Origin of the sequence: Burkholderia pyrrocinia (genome assembly GCF_003330765.1) — a bacterium.
Classification (GTDB): Bacteria; Pseudomonadota; Gammaproteobacteria; order Burkholderiales; family Burkholderiaceae; genus Burkholderia; species Burkholderia pyrrocinia_B.
In genome coordinates this window covers 3,034,943-3,051,982 of the sequence record NZ_CP024902.1, presented here as the reverse complement: position 1 = coordinate 3,051,982, position 17,040 = coordinate 3,034,943, and the positions used below count along the sequence as shown (strand labels likewise).

The window sequence follows — 17,040 nt, the reverse complement described above, 5'->3', positions numbered from 1 at the left end:
CGGCCGTGCGCCGCAGTGCAGGCCGATCCGGCGGGCGCGCGGGCAAATCGTGCCGGATCGCTGCGCCGCTACGCGGCGAAATGCTCGAGCACGTGATCGACGAACAGGCGCGCCTTGCGCGGAAAGTGGCGGCGGCTCGGATAGGCGATATTCATCTCGAGATCCTGGATCCGGTAGCCGTCGAGCAGCGGCAGCAGGCGGCCGTCGCGGATATCCTGCTCGACGAGAAAGCTCGGCAGGATCGCGACGCCCATGCCGTCCAGTACGAATTGCCGGATCAGGCCCATGTTGTTCGACGATGCCGATTTGTTCGGTCGAATACTGAGGTGCGCGTCGTCGCACTCGAACAGCAGGTATTCGCCTGCGTAATCGGAATGGAACAGCAGGCACGCGTGACATTCGAGGTCGCGCGGGTGCGTCGGCCGTCCGTGCTGCTCGACGTATTGCCGTGACGCGCAGACGACGAGCGCGAGCCGCGTCAGCACGCGCCGCACGGTATTGACGCCGCTGATGCGCTGCGTGAGCAGCAGGCCGACGTCGAAGCCTTCGGAGGCAAGATCGACGTGACGGTCGACGATCGTGACCTCGGGGACGACGTTCGGGTGGCGCCGCTTGAACGAGCCGAGCGCCGGCGCGAGCACCTGCATGCCGAACATCACGGGCGCGACGATTCTCAGCGAGCCGATCGGTTCATGGTTCAGCGACGCGATCGTTTCCTCGACATGGTCGATCTCGTCGATCACGCGGCGAATCTGATTCAGGTAGATGCGTCCCGCGTCGGTCAGCGACAGGCTGCGGGTCGTGCGATTCAGCAGACGAGTGGCGAGGCGGTCTTCGAGACTCATGATCAGCCGCGTCGCGGACGAGTTGGAAATGTTCAGGTCGGCGGCGGCCCTGGCGAAGCTCTGCCAATCGGCAACCTTGACGAATAAACGCATCGATAGAAGTTCGTCCATTTTTTCTTTGGTAAATGAATTTTCTTTTATTGAATTGTATTCCTCTGTTTTTTAATTGTTGAAATAATTGCCTGAAATAATGTTTTATCGAATCAGGTGGAAATGGCGGCGCGTTCCGGGTGGATTCTGAAAGGTTTGGTGTCGCTTCTACCCGGCCGGAAGGCCTTGTGCGGGCGGATTCAGACCGTTGAGACGCGGCGTAAATGGCCGGCGGGATTTATTGATATAAACGGCGTTCAATATTAATTTGATGAAAAAATTATAGTACTTGTACTAAATTAATTCAGACGGACATTCATTGCGCCGCTACCGCCACAGCAGCTTCGCGCGATCGTGCCGGCGCACGGCCTCGACGAAGCAATGGATCAGGTAGTCGCAGGCGATCGTGTTCAGCGCATCGCGGCGCGTGAGCACGCCGACCGACACGGCCGGAATCGTTTCCTCCACGTCGATCGCGACCATCCGCTCGCGAATCCAGTCGACCTCCATGAAGCTCTTCGGCACGCACGACACGGTATCGGTGTGCACCGACAGCGAAAACGCCGCGCTGAACGATGTGCATTCGACGATCGGCTGCGGCGCCGGATAACCGTGCGCGACGAACACGTCCTGCAGCAGCCGGCCGATGCTTTCCGGCGACGTGTTGAGGATCCATTGCGCATCCTGCAGCTGCGCGAGCGACGTGCTGTGACGCAGCGGATTGCTCGCGCGCGTCATCAGGATCAGCTCCGATTCGAGCAGCGGCCGGAACATGAATTCCGGCGACAGCCGGGTCGCATCGACGATCGCGATCACGAAGTCGAGCGAGCCGTCGCGCAGGCGCGGCAGCGCCGTATCCAGGAAGCCTTCGCGCACGTCGAGGCGGATCGTCGGCATCCGCTGGCGGAACGCGTCGAGTGCGGCCGGCAGGAAGCCGAGCGACATCAGCGGCGTCAGCGCGCACGCGAGCGCGCCTTCCTTGCCGCCCGACAACTGGATCACGTCGTCGCGCGCGTGCTGCATCTCCGAGAGGATCAGCCGTGCGCGCGCATAGACGGCCTGCCCGAAGCGCGTGAGCTGCGCGCCGCGCGCATTGCGCGTGACGAGCGGCACGCCGAGATCGAGTTCGAGTTCGCGAATCGCCTTCGTCAGCGCGGGCTGCGACAGGTGGATCGCGCGCGCGGCCGCGCGCAGGCTGCCGTGTTCGGCGATGGCGGCAAGCGCCCGGAGCTGGTGGTGTTTCACGGCGTGGGCGGGGCGCGGCGGCAGTAGGAACGTCCCTATCCTACACCGGGCCGCCGCAGCGAAAGCACGTGATAACCGTGCGTTATCACGATCGGAAAATGTCGCTCCGGGCTGCCTATTTTGGATGCCTAGACTGCATGCGCAGGCCGGCGAAACGGGCTGCGCATCCGCCAACGCATACCAAGTACGGAGACACACCTTCATGAAGGCGCCCCGAGCGGACAGCATGTTCGGCGGGCATGTCGGCGACGCTGCCGCATCCCCGTCCAATCGCCAGCTGATCGTCGCAATCACGATCGGCAACGGCCTCGAATTCTTCGATCTCACCGTGTTCAGCTTCTTTGCGGTGCTGCTCGGCAAACTGTTCTTTCCGGCCGTGTCCGCGCAGCAGCAATTGCTGATGTCGGTCGCGACGTTCGGCGTCGGCTTCATCGCTCGGCCGGTCGGCGGCGTCGTGATCGGACTCGTCGCCGACCGCTTCGGCCGCGTGCCGGCGATGAACCTCACGCTCGTCACGATGGCGATCGGCACCGGGATGATCGGCGTACTGCCGACCTACGCGCAGATCGGTGTCGCGGCGCCCGTGCTGGTCGTGCTCGCGCGGCTGCTGCAGGGCTTTTCGGCCGGCGGCGAGGTCGGCGTGTCGACGTCGCTGCTCGCCGAGCGCGCACCGGCGGGCGAGCGCGGTTACTACACGAGCTGGCAGTTCGCGAGTCAGGGCGCCGCGGCGCTGGCTGGCTCGTTCGTCGGCTTCCTGCTGTCGTATTTCCTCGACACGGCGTCGCTCGAATCGTGGGGCTGGCGCGTGCCGTTCCTCGCGGGCGTGCTGATCGCGCCGGTCGGCCTTTACCTGCGCGCGCGCTTCAACGCGATCGAGCAGCACGCGCCGGCCGCGGCCGCGCGGCGCTCGTCGACGGTGCTCGGCACCGTGCTGCGGCGCGACGGCGGCGCCGTGCTGACGGCGCTCGGCCTCGTGATCGGCGGCACCGCCGCGCATTTCATCGTGCTGTATTACATGTCGACGTACGCGATCAAGGTGCTGCACCTGCCGATGGATACCGCGCTGTGGTGCGGGATCCTGTCCGGCGCCGTGATGTTCGTCGCCGCGCCGATCGGCGGCCGGCTGGCGGACCGCACTGGCAGCAAGCGTGTCGCGCTGTGGTCACGCGTGGCGCTGACCGTCTTGATCCTGCCGGGCTTCTGGCTGATGCGCGTGGTGCCGTCGATCGCGACGATGTATGCGGTCGTGATGCTGCTCGCCGCGCTGCACTCGATCAACGCCGGCGCGAACGGCGTGATCCTCGCCGAGCTGTTCCCGAGGAGCACGCGCGCCACCGCGCTGTCGATCGCGTATGCGGGCGGCGTGTCGATCTTCGGCGGCTTCGCGCAGTTCATCGTCACGTGGATGATCGGCGCGACCGGCAATCCGGCCGCGCCTGCGTGGTACGTGATCGTCTGCGGCGTGCTGTCGCTCGTCGCGCTCGCGTTCGCGTCGAATCGCAGCGATCACGATGCGTGACCGGCTGCGCCCGCTGCCGTCGCTTCCTTCTATCCTCTTCGCTCCGAACCGTATGACCGCCACCGTTTCGTTTTCGTCCACGCCCGCCGACGTCGAGGCCGGCGACCTGTGCGACCTGCCCGCGCGCACGATGCTCGACCTGTTGAAGACGCGGCAGATCAGCACCTGCGACTTGCTCGACGCGCATCTCGCGCGGATCGCGACGGTCAACCCGCGCGTGAACGCGCTCGTGACCGTCGTCGATCCCGACGCGCTGCGTGCCCGGGCGCGTGACATCGACGCCCGCTGGATGCGCGGCGAATGGCAGGGGCCGCTGCACGGGCTGCCCGTGTCGCAGAAGGATCTGACCGCGACGCGCGGCGTGCGCACGACGTACGGCTCGCGCCTGTTCGGCGATCACGTGCCGCAGCACGATGCGCTGATCGTGCGCCGCTGCGCGAGCGCCGGCGCGCTGATGATCGGCAAGTCGAACACGCCCGAATTCGGCGCCGGGTCGCATACGTTCAACGAGGTGTTCGGCACGACGCGCAACCCGTGGGATCTGAGCCGATCGGTGGGCGGCAGCAGCGGCGGCGCGGCCGCATCGCTCGCGTGCGGGATGAACCCGCTCGCATGCGGCAGCGACATGGGCGGCTCGCTGCGCAATCCGGCCGCATGGAACAACGTCGTCGGATTGCGGCCGTCGCCGGGCCGCGTGCCGCGCGCGCCGGACCTGAACGGCTGGGCGACGCTCGGCGTCGACGGGCCGATGGCGCGCGATGTCGCCGACACTGCGTTGCTGCTCTCCGCGATCGCAGGGCCGAGCGGGGAAACCGCGACCGAGCTCGCGGAACCCGGCGCGCGCTTCGCGCTGCCGCTCGAGCGCGACTTTCGCGGCACGCGCATCGCGATGTCGCGCGGGTTGCCCGGCGTGCCGGTCGATCCGGAAATCCAGCGCGCGGTGGACGCGCAGGCGCAGGTGTTTGCCGCGCTCGGCTGCGAGGTCGAGTTCGCCGACCCCGATCTCGCCGATGCCGAGGACGTGTTCCGCGTGGAGCGCGCGTGGATGATCGGCACGCTGGTCGACGGGCTCGACGACGCGCAGCGTGCGGCGCTGAAACCCGAGATTCACGACGAATACCGGCTGCATTGCGCGCTGACGGCCGCCGATCTCGGCCGCATGTTCGTGCGCAAGACGCGCCTGTTCGAGCGGATGCGCGCGTTCATGCAGCGTCATGCGTTCTATGTGCTGCCGACCACGCAGGTGATGCCGTTCGACGCCGGCCTGCGCTTGCCCGCAGGCGTGATGGGCGTCGCGAACCACACCTACATCGACTGGATGCGCGTGTGCTGGTACCTGTCGTCGACCGAGGTGCCGATCCTGTCGGTGCCGTGCGGATTCGGCGCGGACGGCTTGCCGATCGGCATGCAGATCGTCGGCGGGCACCGCGACGACTGGGGCGTGCTGCAGTTCGGCCATGCGTACGAAGTCGCGGCCGGCCGCCGCTGGACACCGCCGCCCGTCGTCGCCGACGCGATGCGCTGAGCGTCTTTCCCGACTCACACCTGACCGTTCCGGTTAGCACCGGAGCAGGCCGCGCGCCTGCGGGGGACGCGCACGCCTGCGTTTTGCCCAACCAACCCGCGCACTGGAGATCTCTTGATGAACAAACGGCTGGTGGCAGGCGCGGGCATCGCGCTGATCGCGGGTGCGGCGCATGCACAGAGCAGCGTCACGCTGTACGGCATTATCGACGAAGGGCTGACCTATACGAGCAACATCGCGGTCGCGGGCCCGAACGGCACGGTGAGCGGCAAGCCCGCGCTGCGCCTGCTGGGCGGCGTGCAGCAGGCGAGCCGCTGGGGGCTGCGCGGCGTCGAGGATCTCGGTGGCGGGCTGGCCGCGATCTTCACGCTCGAGAACGGTTTCGACCCGAGCACGGGCAAGCTCGGACAGGGCGGGCTGATCTTCGGCAAGAAGGCGTTCGTCGGGCTGTCGGGGCCGTTCGGCACCGTCACGCTCGGGCGGCAGTACGACACCAACGTCGACTTCCTCGGGCCGCTGGAGGCCGCCGCGCTGTTCGGCGGCTACATGGTCGCGCACCCCGGCGATCTCGACAACGTGAACAACGCGAACTCGACCAACAACGCGATCAAGTTCACGAGCAACGATTACGGCGGGTTCCGCGTCGCGGCGATGTACGGGGTCGGCGGCATCGCGGGTGCGGCGACGCGCGACCAGGTGTGGTCGGTGACGGCCGGCTACGCGCGTGGGCCGCTCGCGGTCGCGGCCGGCTACCTGAACGCGCGCAACCCGAACGTGTCGTTCTTCGGCACGACCGGCAGCCCCGCGCCGGCCGTGGGCGGCGTGCCGGGCAACAACATGCTGTCGCCCGTGTACGCCGGCTACGCGTCGGCACGCACGCTTCAGGTCGCGGCGGCGGGCGGCACCTACGCGATCGGCGCGGTGACGCTCGGCGCGATGTATACGAACACGTCGTTCCGCCGGCTCGGCGACCTGTCTTCCGGTCCGAACCCCGGCGGCGTGTCCGGCAACGCGGTGTTCAACAATGTCGAGGCGAGCGTGCGCTACCAGTTCACGCCCTACCTGTTCGGCGGCGTTGCGTACGACTACACGCGCGGCGGCGGCGTGGACGGCCGCGACGGCGCGACGTATCACCAGGTCGCGGCGGGGCTCGATGACTTCCTGTCGAAGCGCACCGACGTATATCTGACCGTGGTCTATCAGCGCGCGTCGGGCACCGACTCGACGGGGCGGTCGGCAGTCGCCGCGATCAACGGCCCCGGCGCGTCCGCGAACGACCGCCAGTTCGAAGCGCGGGTCGGCATACGGCACAAGTTCTGAGCGGCGCGGCCGCGGCGAGCGGTGATATGCTCGCGGGACGCCCGCGACCGACGGGTGGATACCGACAGCCCGTGCGCGGCCGCGCTGCCGCGTTGCGCGGCGTTTCCGAGGGAAGAACCGACATCATGAGCCGCAAATTCATTCTGAAGGGCGACACGACCGACCATGGCGGCGTCGTGCTCGAAGGGATCGCCAATTCGTCGTTCGACGGACGCGAGCTCGCCTATCTCGGCGCGCCCGTGTTCTGCGCCGCGTGCAAGTCGCCGGGCGTGATCGTGTCGGACGGCGGCGAGCGGACGATGACCGTGATGGGCAAGGTCGTCGCGCTCGAACACGACCTGTGCCAGTGCCTGTGCACGCCGCAGCCGAAACTGATCGCGTCGCAGGCAACGGGAACGATCACGGGGTGAATCCCGCCGCGCGGAGGCGGTTTCCGTCCGCGCGGCATCGGCGCACGGCCGCCCGCCGTCAGGCGCTGCCCTCGGTCTCGATCACGAGGATGCGCGCTTCGCCGAGCGGATGCGCGACGTGCTCGGTGCCGACCGTCGCGTGGAAGACGTCGCCCGCTTCGAGCACGGCCGCGTGCTCGAAGCCTGCTTCGCGATAGCGCATCTCGACGCGGCCGTCGAGCACCGCGAACACTTCCTCGCCGTCGTTCACATGCCATCGATAGGGCTGGTCGGTCCAGTGCAGGCGGACCGTGATGCCGTTCAGGTTCGCGATGTCGAGCGCGCCCCACGGGCGGTCCGCGGTGAATGCAGTACTGCGGATGATGTTCATCGATGTGTTCTCCGGCGCGAATGCGCGTCGCCTTCCAGTCAATTCCCCGGCATCCGCATTCAGCGCGACATCGCGCGCAGCGCCTGCTCGATCATCTGCCTGCGCTTCGCCAGGCCGGCCGCCGAACGCTCGGTGACGCGCTTCACGACCGATGCTGGCGCGGTGTCGGGCGAGCCGGCGTCGAACGGCGGCGCGGGCGCGTATTCGAGCTGCAACTGGATCGCCTGCGCCTCTTCATCGCCGGCCAGTTCCGCGGCGATCGTCAGCGCGAAGTCGATGCCGGCCGTTACGCCGCCGCCCGTGATCAGGTTGCCGTCGCGCACGACGCGCTCGCGCACGGGCACCGCGCCCAGCGGTTCGAGCAGCGCGTGGGACGCCCAGTGCGTGGTCGCCCGCCGCCCGCGCAGCAGGCCGGCCACGCCGAGCAGCAGCGCGCCCGTGCAGACCGACGTCACGTAGCGCGCGGTGGCCGCGCGCTGCTGCACGAACGCGATCGTTTCGGCATCGAGCAGCAGGTCGTTGATCCCGATGCCGCCCGGAATGCAGATCACGTCGAGCGGCGGGCAGTCGTCGAACGTGCAGGTCGGCGCGAGCGCGAGGCCGCTGCTCGACGCGACCGCGTCGCGCGATTTCCAGACCAGATGGACGGCTGCGTCGGGCAGCGACGCGAGCACGTCGTGCGGGCCGGTGAGATCGAGTTGCTGGACGCCCGGAAACACGAGAAGGCCGATATGCAGGGTCATGCGAAGACTCCGAGTGGAAGACGAACGCGCCGTTGCCGGCACCCGATGGACAGATCGATTCTAGGCGCGTAGTGTTTGGCGAAATTGCCATATCGCCCACGTTTTCAGCCAATCGCCATGCCTGCCGCCCCGCGCTCGATCCTGGTCCTCGCGTTTCCTCGCGCACAACTGCTCGACGTGTCGGGGCCGCTGCAGGTGTTCGCGTCCGTCAACGAACTCGCGCTGGAGCGCGGGCAGCCGGCGCCGTACGCGCCACGGGTCGTCGCGGCCGACGCCGGGCCCGTCGAGACATCGTCGGGCCTCGTCGTGATGGCCGAGTCGCTGCGTTCGGCTGCGCGCCATCCCGATACGCTGATTGTTGCCGGCGGCAAGGGCGTGCACGCGGCATCGCAGGATGTGCGGCTGGTGCGCTGGGTGCGGCAGCAGGCGGAGCGCGCGCGACGCGTCGCGTCGGTCTGCACCGGCGCGTTCCTGCTCGCCGAGGCCGGCCTGCTCGACGGGCGGCGCGCGGTCACGCACTGGGCGCGCTGCGACGAATTCGCGGCGCGCTATCCGAACGTACGCGTCGAATCCGACCCGATCTTCATCCGCGAAGGCGCGCTGTGGACGTCGGCCGGCGTGACGGCCGGCATCGATCTCGCGCTCGCGCTGGTCGAGGAGGATCTCGGGCGGGCGATCGCGCTCGACGTCGCGCGCGAACTCGTCGTGTTCCTGAAGCGTCCGGGCGGACAGGCGCAGTTCAGCACGATGCTGTCGATGCAGCGCACCGACGACCGGTTCGGCGAGCTGCATGCGTGGATGGCCGAGCACCTGGCGGCCGACCTGTCGGTGCCCGCGCTGGCCGAGCGCGTGCGCATGAGCGAGCGCAGCTTCGTGCGCCACTATCGCGCGGAAACCGGCCGCACGCCCGCGCGCGCGGTCGAGCAGATCCGCGTCGAAGCCGCGCAGCGCCTGCTCGGCGAAACGGCATGGCCCGTCAAACGGATCGCCGCGCGTTGCGGATTCGGTTCGGAGGAGACGCTGCGGCGCAGTTTCGTGCGCGTGCTGGGCGTGTCGCCGCAGGGGTATCGCGAGCGGTTCGTGCGGTGACGCGCGGGGCGCGATCGGGGCCCGAGCGGTTATCGCGTGGAACTGAACGGAAATTGATCGTTTTCCAGTGCGAACTACCGAAACTATTCGGGATAGGGGAACAATAGGTGGGGGCTTGTGCCGCGCCCGCCGCGCGCTCTATTCTGTTCCGTTGGCGATTCGAAGGGGGCAGCATGGACCGAATCCAGGCAATGGAAGTTTTTACCCGTGTGGTCGACGCGAACAGCTTCACGCGCGCGGCCGACACGCTCGCGATGCCGCGCGCGTCGGTGACGACCATCATCCAGAATCTCGAGGCACTGCTCGGCGTGCGCCTGATGCACCGGACGACGCGCCGGCTGTCGCTGACGCCGGAAGGCGCCGCGTATTACGAGCATTGCACGAAGATCATCTCGGAGATCGCGGAAGCCGACGCGAGTTTCCAGGCGGGCAATCGCAAGCCGAGCGGCGTGCTGCGCGTCCACATGCCGAGTTCGCTCGGGCGGCGCATCGTGTTGCCGTCGCTGTCGATTTTCCGGCAGCGCTATCCGGACATCACGATCGAGCTGGGGCTCTCCGACCGCTATGTGGATCCGGTCGAGGAGGGCATCGACTGCATGATCCGGGTCGGGCCGCTCGAGGATTCGTCGATGGTCGCGCGGCGTATCGGGATGCTGAAGCGCGTGACCTGCGCGTCGCCCGATTACCTCGCGCGTCACGGCGAGCCGCAAGAGATTGCCGATCTTGCCGAACATCATGCGGTGAATTTTCGTTCGAGCCACGGCGCGCGTGCGATTCCGTGGGTGTTCATGATCGAAGGCAAGCCGGTCGAAGTGCGAATGAACGGGAGCGTCACGGTCAACGATTCGGATGGCTACGTGACGTGCGGGCTCGAAGGGTTCGGGATGATCCAGCCGACGCTGTTCATGGTGCTGCCGAACCTGCTCGACGGATCGCTGGTCGAGGTGCTGCCGGACTGCAATCCGAAGCCGAAGCCGATCTCGATCGTTTATCCGCACAACCGCCATTTGTCGCAGAAGGTGCGCGTGTTCGCCGACTGGATCGCGGAGGTGTTCGAGTCGACGCCGGCGCTGGAGGGCGGGGAGAACTGGCGGGGGCGGGTGGTGGCGCGTGCGGAGGAGGAGCGGCGCGGGTCGGTGGCGGCGTAGGCCGGTGCGCGGGATCGGCCGCGCGTGTCGCGGCCGATCAGAACGGCAGGTTGCCCCGATGCGCGACGTCTTGCCGGGAGTGGTGGGGATCATCGGGCGACGTCGGCTGGTGCGCTGGACGACGTTGATGCCGGCGGAAGTGGAGCGGCGAGCGGAATGCTCGAAACGCGAAAGCGAAACCGACGCATCGCAGGATGCAATGAAAAAAGCCGCTAACCCTTTCGGATCAGCGGCTTTCTTTACAACTGGTGGCGAATCAGGGACTCGAACCCCGGACCTGCGGATTATGATTCCGTCGCTCTAACCAACTGAGCTAATTCGCCGAAGAAATGAATTATGGAGATCGGCTATCGGGCTGTCAACACCTTTTTTCATCTTCCGTGAAAAAAGGTGCCGAAGGCCCGCGCGTCGACCTCAATCCTGCGCGTAGATGTCCGAGCCCTTCGTCTCCTTGACGAACAGCAGCCCGATCACGAACGTGGCCAGCGCGATCACGATCGGATACCACAGCCCCGAGTAGATGTTGCCCTTCGCCGCGACGATCGCGAACGCGGTCGCCGGCAGGAAGCCGCCGAACCAGCCGTTGCCGATGTGATAGGGCAGCGACATCGACGTGTAGCGGATCCGCGTCGGGAACATCTCGACCAGCATCGCGGCGATCGGGCCGTAGACCATCGTCACGTAGATCACGAGGATCGTCAGGATCACGATCGTCATCGGCCAGTTGAGCTGCGCCGGGTCCGCCTTCGCCGGGTAGCCGGCCGTCTTCAGCGTCGACGCGAGCGTCTTGTCGAACGCCGTGCCCTGCGCCTTCGCGTCGGCCCCCTTGGCGTCATATGCCGGGATCACCGTGTCGCCAACCTTGATCTGCGCGGTCGTGCCGGCCGGTGCCGCGACGTTCTCGTAGTTCAGGCCGGCCTTCGCGAGCGCGCCCTTCGCGATGTCGCACGAGTCGGTGAACTTTGACGTGCCCACCGGATTGAACTGGAACGAACAGGTGGCCGGATCGGCGATGACCGAGATCGGTGCCTTTTGCGTCGCGATCTCGAGCTGCGGGTTCGCGTAGTGCGTGAGCGCCTTGAACAGCGGGAAGTAGGTCAGCGCGGCGATCAGGCAGCCCGCCAGGATAATCGGCTTGCGGCCGATCTTGTCCGACAGCGAACCGAAGAACAGGAAGAACGGCGTGCCGATCAGGAGCGCGATCGCGATCAGGATGTTCGCGCTTGCGCCATCGACCTTCAGCGTCTGCGTGAGGAAGAACAGCGCGTAGAACTGGCCCGTGTACCACACGACGGCCTGGCCGGCCGTCAGGCCGACGAGCGCGAGGATCACGATCTTCAGGTTCTTCCACTGGCCGAACGCTTCGGTCAGCGGCGCCTTCGACGTCTTGCCTTCCGCCTTGATACGCAGGAACACCGGCGATTCGTTCAGCTGCAGCCGGATCCACACCGACACCGCGAGCAGCAGGATCGACGCGACGAACGGCACGCGCCAGCCCCAGCTGCCGAACGCTTCCTCGCCGATGAACGTGCGCACGCCGAGGATCACGAGCAACGACAGGAACAGGCCGAGCGTCGCCGTCGTCTGGATCCACGCGGTGTAGAAGCCGCGACGGTTCGCCGGCGCATGCTCGGCGACGTAGGTGGCCGCACCGCCGTACTCGCCGCCGAGCGCGAGGCCCTGCAGCAGCCGCATCGCGATGAAGATCACCGGCGCGGCGATGCCGATCGACGCGTAGCCGGGCAGGAAGCCGACCACGAACGTCGAGATGCCCATGATCACGATCGTCACGAGGAACGTGTGCTTGCGCCCGACCATGTCGCCGAGCCGGCCGAACACGATCGCGCCGAACGGCCGCACCGCGAAGCCGGCCGCGAAACCGAGCAGCGTGAAGATGAACGCGGCGGTCGGATTGACGCCGGAGAAGAAGCTCTTGCTGATGTAGGCCGCGAGTGAACCGGCCAGGTAAAAGTCGTACCACTCGAACACGGTGCCGAGCGACGACGCGAAGATCACCTTCTTCTCTTCGCCCGTCATCGGCGAGTGCGAAATTTGCCCGCCTAACGTTGCCATGAATCGTCTCCAAGTCCCTTGATATAGATGTGCGGCCGCCTTGGGTGGGCGGGCCTGTCGACGATTATTGGCACGGAAACTTACGGCGGACTGACTCGCGCGTACAAAACGACTGCGCGTTAACCCGCGCCGAATCGGCCGCTTCGCGTGCCGATTGTGGCGCGAACGTCCGGTAAATCGCCGGTTTCGGTGCGATCGCGGCGCGCTGCGGCGGTGCGCGTCAGGGTTAATCCGGGGCGGTTTCGGTCAGCGGCAGGCTGATGCGCACGAGTGTGCCGGCGAGGCGCGGTGCGTGCTGGTAGACGTGATCGTCGAGCGTCAGCGTGCCGCCATGCTGCGTGGCGATCTCGCGCACGATCGCGAGCCCGAGGCCGCTGCCGTCGCCTTCGCGGCCGAGGATCCGGTAGAAGCGCTCGACGACGCGCTCGCGTTCGGCGGTCGGGATGCCCGGCCCGGTGTCCTCGACTTCGAGATGCACGACCCGCGCCGCGCGCTCGGCGCGCACGCGCACCGTGATGCGGCCGCCTTCCGGCGTGTAGCGGATCGCGTTGTCGATCAGGTTGCCGAGCATCTCGCGCAACATCACCGGATTGCCGTCGACGTCGAGCGGCGCGTCGTCCGGCGGGCCTTCGTAACCGAGATCCATCCGCTTCGCGAGCGCGGCCTGCACCCAGTCGCGCACGGCGCGCCGCGCGAGCGTGGCGATCTCGACCGGCTCGAACGTGAGCCCGCTCGCGCGGTTCTCGGCACGCGCGAGCGCAAGCAGTTGGGTGACGAGCCGCGCGGCCTGCTCGGAGCCCGTCGCGATCTGCTCGAGCGAGCGCTGCACGTCGGGCGGGACGGGGTGGCGCAACGCGAACTCGGCCTGCGTGCGCAGGCCCGCGAGCGGCGTCTTCATCTGGTGCGCGGCGTCGGCGATGAAGCGCTTTTGCAGCGCCATGTTCTGTTCGAGACGCGCGAGCAGGTCGTTGAACGACGTGACGAGCGGCTCGATCTCGGGCGGTGCGCGCTGCGCCTCGACGGGTGACAGGTCGTCGGGCCGCCGCGCGCGGATATGCGCCTGCAGCGCGTTGAGCGGCGCGAGCCCGCGTGACAGCCCGAACCAGACTAGCAGGATCGCGAGCGGCAGGATCACGAACTGCGGCAGGATCACGCCCTTGATGATGTCGTTCGCGAGCGCGTTGCGCTTGTCGAGCGTCTCGCCGACCTGCACGAGCACGGGTTGCGTGCCGCTCGATTGCGGCAGCGCGACTGTTGTATACGCGACGCGCACGTCGTTGCCGCGCAGCAGGTCGTCGCGAAACACGACGACGCCCGGCGGCGGGCGGTCCTCGTCGCGCGGCAGCGGCATGTCGGCCTCGCCCGCGACCAGCTCGCCGCGCGTGCCGAGCACCTGGAAGTAAACGCTGTCGACGTTGTCCGCGCGCAGGAAGTCGCGCGTCTGCTCCGGCAGCGTCAGCTCGGCGACCCCGTTCACCGGGTGGATCTGCCGCGCGAGCACGTAGGCGTTGGTCTCGAGCGCGCGGTCGAACGGGCTGTTCGCGATCGTCTTCGCGACGAGATAGGTGACGGCGATGCTCATCGGCCACAGCAGCAGCAGCGGCGCGAGCATCCAGTCGAGGATTTCGCCGAACAGCGAGCGCGGGCGCGGGGCCTCGGGCGCATCGGTTTCGTCGGGCGGCGCGAACGGATTCTCGTAGCGGGCGTCGCGCGCGTCGTCGGCGGCCGACGACGGCGCAGCGGTCGGGTGGCGGGAATGGGCCGGCGTGGCCATCGCGGCGACGCCCGGCTTCAGCGCAGCGGCGTGCCGGCCACCGCGGGCTGGGGCGCTGTCGTGTCGGCCGGCGCGACCTTCTCGAGGCAATAGCCGAGGCCGCGCACGGTCGAAATCCGTACGCCGCTCGGTTCGATCTTCTTGCGCAGCCGGTGCACGTAGACTTCGATCGCGTTGTTGCTGACTTCCTCGCCCCATTCGCACAGATGGTCGACGAGCTGCTCCTTCGACACGAGCCGGCCGATCCGCTGCAGCAGCACCTCGAGCAGGCCGAGCTCGCGCGCGGACAGGTCGAGCACGTGATCGTTCGCATACGCGATGCGGCCGACCTGGTCGAACGCGAGCGAGCCGTGGCGCACGACGGTCGGGCCGCCGCCCGCGCCGCGCCGGGTCAGCGCGCGCACACGCGCCTCGAGCTCGTTGAGCGCGAACGGCTTGGCCATGTAGTCGTCGGCGCCGAGGTCGAGCCCCTTCACGCGTTCGTCGACGCTGTCGGCGGCGGTCAGGATCAGCACGGGGAGGTTGGAATTGCGGGCGCGCAGGCGCTTGAGCACATCGAGTCCGGACATTTTCGGCAGGCCGAGATCGAGGATCAGCAGGTCGAATGTCTGCATCGACAGCGCCGTATCGGCGTCGACGCCGCTCTTCACGTGGTCGACCGCATAGCCCGATTGGCGGAGTGACCGGGTGAGGCCGTCCGCGAGTATGCTGTCGTCTTCGGCGATGAGAATTCGCATGTGGCTGACCGATGGCCGGCAGGGCGTTCGCGCCGGCGCGGCTGTCTCCGAAATTATTCGTGTGCGACGCAGCCTGCATTGCGGGCTTGCATAAAACACTGTTTTTTTATACAGTGTCTGCATTCGTGGGCGGCGCTTGAAAGCGGGCGCGCCTTTAACAGACGCTGCTCATCATAGCAAAGGACGATTCATGGAAGAAAGCAAGAAGGGCTCCGGGATGACCGCCGAGAAGAGCAAGGCGCTGGCCGCCGCGCTTGCCCAGATCGAAAAGCAGTTCGGCAAAGGGTCGATCATGCGCATGGGCGACGGCGAGGTGGAGGATATCCAGGTCGTCTCCACGGGTTCGCTCGGTCTCGACATCGCGCTTGGCGTCGGCGGTTTGCCGCGCGGCCGGGTGGTCGAGATCTACGGTCCGGAATCGTCCGGTAAAACCACGCTCACGCTGCAGGTCATCGCCGAACTGCAGAAGATCGGCGGCACGGCCGCGTTTATCGACGCCGAGCACGCGCTCGACGTCCAGTACGCGTCCAAGCTTGGCGTCAACGTGCCGGAACTGCTGATCTCGCAGCCGGATACCGGCGAGCAGGCGCTGGAAATCACCGACGCGCTGGTGCGCTCGGGCTCGATCGACATGATCGTCATCGACTCGGTCGCGGCGCTCGTGCCGAAGGCCGAAATCGAAGGCGAGATGGGCGATTCGCTGCCGGGCCTGCAGGCGCGCCTGATGTCGCAGGCGCTGCGCAAGCTGACCGGCACGATCAAGCGCACGAACTGCCTCGTGATCTTCATCAACCAGATCCGGATGAAGATCGGCGTGATGTTCGGCAACCCGGAAACCACGACGGGCGGCAATGCGCTCAAGTTCTATTCGTCGGTGCGTCTCGACATCCGCCGGATCGGCTCGATCAAGAAGAACGACGAGGTGATCGGCAACGAGACCCGCGTGAAGGTCGTCAAGAACAAGGTGGCGCCGCCGTTCCGCGAAGCGATCTTCGACATCCTGTATGGCGAGGGCATTTCGCGTCAGGGCGAGATCATCGATCTCGGCGTGCAGGCGAAGATCGTCGACAAGGCGGGCGCCTGGTACAGCTACAACGGCGAGAAGATCGGCCAGGGCAAGGACAACGCGCGTGAATTCCTGCGCGAGAATTCGGAAATCGCGCGCGAGATCGAGAACCGCATTCGCGAATCGCTCGGCGTCGTCGCAATGCCTGATGGCGCAGGCAACGAAGCCGAGGCGATGGACGAAGAAGAGTGATGGTCGGGCGCCGGGGTCAGGCTGGCGAGCCGGAAGAGAGCGACGCGCCCGAAACGGCGGGTCGCTCCGGCCGGCGAGCCGGATCCTCGGGTGCCGACCGGCGGGTCGCAGGCAGCAATGCGAACCGCACCGCGACGAGGGCATCCGACGATGCCCTCGTTTCGTTTGAGATTGCCGCGCCGGACGATCCGTTCGACGACGATGAATCGTTCGACGCGCACGACCGGCCCCGCCGTCGCGTGTCCGGTGTCAGTTTCCCGGGCGATCGTGCATCCGATGCGTCGGCGCCGGCCAGGGAAGATGTCTATACGCGCAGCAGCCAGCATCCGCGCCGCACACGTCGTGCGTCCGGCGCTTCTTCCGGTGACGATCCGGGCGCCGGCGAGCGCAAGTCGTCGAAGCCGCCGCGGTCATTGAAGGGCCGCGCGCTCGGCTATCTGTCCAGGCGCGAATACAGCCGCACGGAACTCGCACGCAAGCTCGCGCCCTACGTCGGCGAAGACGAATCCGTCGAACCGGTGCTCGATGCGCTGGAAAAGGAAGGCTGGCTGTCCGACGCGCGCTTTGCCGAGAGTCTCGTGCATCGCCGCGCATCGCGTGTCGGCGCCGCGCGGATCGTCAGCGAGCTGAAGCGCCATGCGGTTGGCGACACGCTGGTCGAAGAGGTGAACGCGCAGTTGCGCGAGACCGAATGGGCGCGTGCGCAGGCCGTCTGGCGCAAGAAATTCGGTGCACTGCCGCAAACGCCGGCCGAGCGTGCGAAGCAGGCGCGCTTTCTCGCTGCGCGCGGCTTCTCGAGCGCGACCATCGTGAAGTTGCTGAAGGTTGGCGACGATTTCCCGATCGACGACTGACCGGGCCGGTCGCACGCGTGGCGCGCGATTTTGCTGCAAT

The 17,040-nt window shown here is 67.2% G+C and carries 15 protein-coding genes and 1 tRNA gene; 8 read left to right on the top strand and 8 right to left on the bottom strand.

The window, feature by feature from the left end:
* Positions 1–68: 68 nt before the first annotated feature.
* Together CUJ89_RS14815 and CUJ89_RS14810 are read right to left on the bottom strand one after the other, a co-directional pair.
* The gene (locus CUJ89_RS14815) at positions 69–956 is read right to left on the bottom strand and encodes a LysR family transcriptional regulator (RefSeq protein WP_114177967.1); all 888 of its coding nucleotides are present in this window, start codon (positions 954–956) and stop codon (positions 69–71) included.
* A gap of 306 nt (positions 957–1,262) precedes the next feature.
* Positions 1,263–2,180 carry a LysR substrate-binding domain-containing protein gene (locus CUJ89_RS14810; protein ID WP_114177966.1) on the bottom strand — a complete coding sequence of 306 codons (918 nt, stop codon included), beginning with the start codon at positions 2,178–2,180 and terminating at the stop codon, positions 1,263–1,265.
* Positions 2,181–2,382: 202 nt separating this feature from the next.
* Between CUJ89_RS14810 and CUJ89_RS14805 the strand changes: the two genes are divergently transcribed.
* From CUJ89_RS14805 to CUJ89_RS14790, 4 genes are all read left to right on the top strand, one after another.
* Positions 2,383–3,699, top strand: coding sequence for an MFS transporter (locus CUJ89_RS14805; RefSeq protein ID WP_114177965.1), 1,317 nt, complete (start codon positions 2,383–2,385; stop codon positions 3,697–3,699).
* A 52-nt stretch (positions 3,700–3,751) separates the two neighbouring features.
* Positions 3,752–5,224, top strand: a complete 1,473-nt coding sequence (locus CUJ89_RS14800) for an amidase (protein ID WP_114177964.1) — start codon at positions 3,752–3,754, stop codon at positions 5,222–5,224.
* A gap of 117 nt (positions 5,225–5,341) precedes the next feature.
* Positions 5,342–6,544, top strand: coding sequence for a porin (locus CUJ89_RS14795; RefSeq protein ID WP_114177963.1), 1,203 nt, complete (start codon positions 5,342–5,344; stop codon positions 6,542–6,544).
* A 125-nt stretch (positions 6,545–6,669) separates the two neighbouring features.
* Complete coding sequence (locus CUJ89_RS14790; protein WP_048242675.1) at positions 6,670–6,954, top strand: PAAR domain-containing protein; 285 nt, start codon at positions 6,670–6,672, stop codon at positions 6,952–6,954.
* Positions 6,955–7,012: 58 nt separating this feature from the next.
* Here the strand turns inward: CUJ89_RS14790 and CUJ89_RS14785 are convergent, their stop codons facing one another.
* Together CUJ89_RS14785 and CUJ89_RS14780 are read right to left on the bottom strand one after the other, a co-directional pair.
* Positions 7,013–7,324 carry a cupin gene (locus CUJ89_RS14785; protein WP_114177962.1) on the bottom strand — a complete coding sequence of 104 codons (312 nt, stop codon included), beginning with the start codon at positions 7,322–7,324 and terminating at the stop codon, positions 7,013–7,015.
* A gap of 59 nt (positions 7,325–7,383) precedes the next feature.
* A complete protein-coding gene (locus CUJ89_RS14780; protein WP_114177961.1) occupies positions 7,384–8,067 on the bottom strand; it encodes a DJ-1/PfpI family protein in 684 nt (227 codons plus the stop codon).
* 117 nt (positions 8,068–8,184) lie between these two features.
* Here CUJ89_RS14780 and CUJ89_RS14775 point away from each other — a divergent pair, with 117 nt between their 5' ends.
* Positions 8,185–9,156 (top strand): GlxA family transcriptional regulator, encoded by a 972-nt coding sequence (locus tag CUJ89_RS14775; protein WP_114177960.1) that lies wholly within the window; start codon positions 8,185–8,187, stop codon positions 9,154–9,156.
* Between the two features lie 173 nt (positions 9,157–9,329).
* Positions 9,330–10,304 carry a LysR family transcriptional regulator gene (locus CUJ89_RS14770; protein WP_114177959.1) on the top strand — a complete coding sequence of 325 codons (975 nt, stop codon included), beginning with the start codon at positions 9,330–9,332 and terminating at the stop codon, positions 10,302–10,304.
* Between the two features lie 246 nt (positions 10,305–10,550).
* Here CUJ89_RS14770 and CUJ89_RS14765 read toward each other — a convergent pair.
* The 4 genes from CUJ89_RS14765 to CUJ89_RS14750 all read right to left on the bottom strand — a co-directional run bounded on the left by CUJ89_RS14765 (position 10,551) and on the right by CUJ89_RS14750 (position 14,888).
* Positions 10,551–10,627: transfer RNA gene (locus CUJ89_RS14765), tRNA-Met, on the bottom strand.
* A 91-nt stretch (positions 10,628–10,718) separates the two neighbouring features.
* The gene (locus CUJ89_RS14760) at positions 10,719–12,377 is read right to left on the bottom strand and encodes an MFS transporter (protein ID WP_114177958.1); all 1,659 of its coding nucleotides are present in this window, start codon (positions 12,375–12,377) and stop codon (positions 10,719–10,721) included.
* 226 nt (positions 12,378–12,603) lie between these two features.
* Complete coding sequence (locus CUJ89_RS14755) at positions 12,604–14,151, bottom strand: sensor histidine kinase (RefSeq protein WP_114177957.1); 1,548 nt, start codon at positions 14,149–14,151, stop codon at positions 12,604–12,606.
* A 17-nt stretch (positions 14,152–14,168) separates the two neighbouring features.
* Positions 14,169–14,888, bottom strand: coding sequence for a response regulator transcription factor (locus CUJ89_RS14750; RefSeq protein ID WP_114177956.1), 720 nt, complete (start codon positions 14,886–14,888; stop codon positions 14,169–14,171).
* 190 nt (positions 14,889–15,078) lie between these two features.
* On the opposite strand from CUJ89_RS14750, the gene recA reads away from it, so the two are divergent.
* Positions 15,079–16,146, top strand: coding sequence for a recombinase RecA (gene recA / locus CUJ89_RS14745; RefSeq protein ID WP_114177955.1), 1,068 nt, complete (start codon positions 15,079–15,081; stop codon positions 16,144–16,146).
* A complete protein-coding gene (gene recX / locus CUJ89_RS14740) occupies positions 16,146–17,000 on the top strand; it encodes a recombination regulator RecX (RefSeq protein ID WP_114177954.1) in 855 nt (284 codons plus the stop codon). The genes recA and recX overlap by 1 nt, the downstream gene beginning before the upstream one ends.
* Positions 17,001–17,040: the final 40 nt, after the last annotated feature.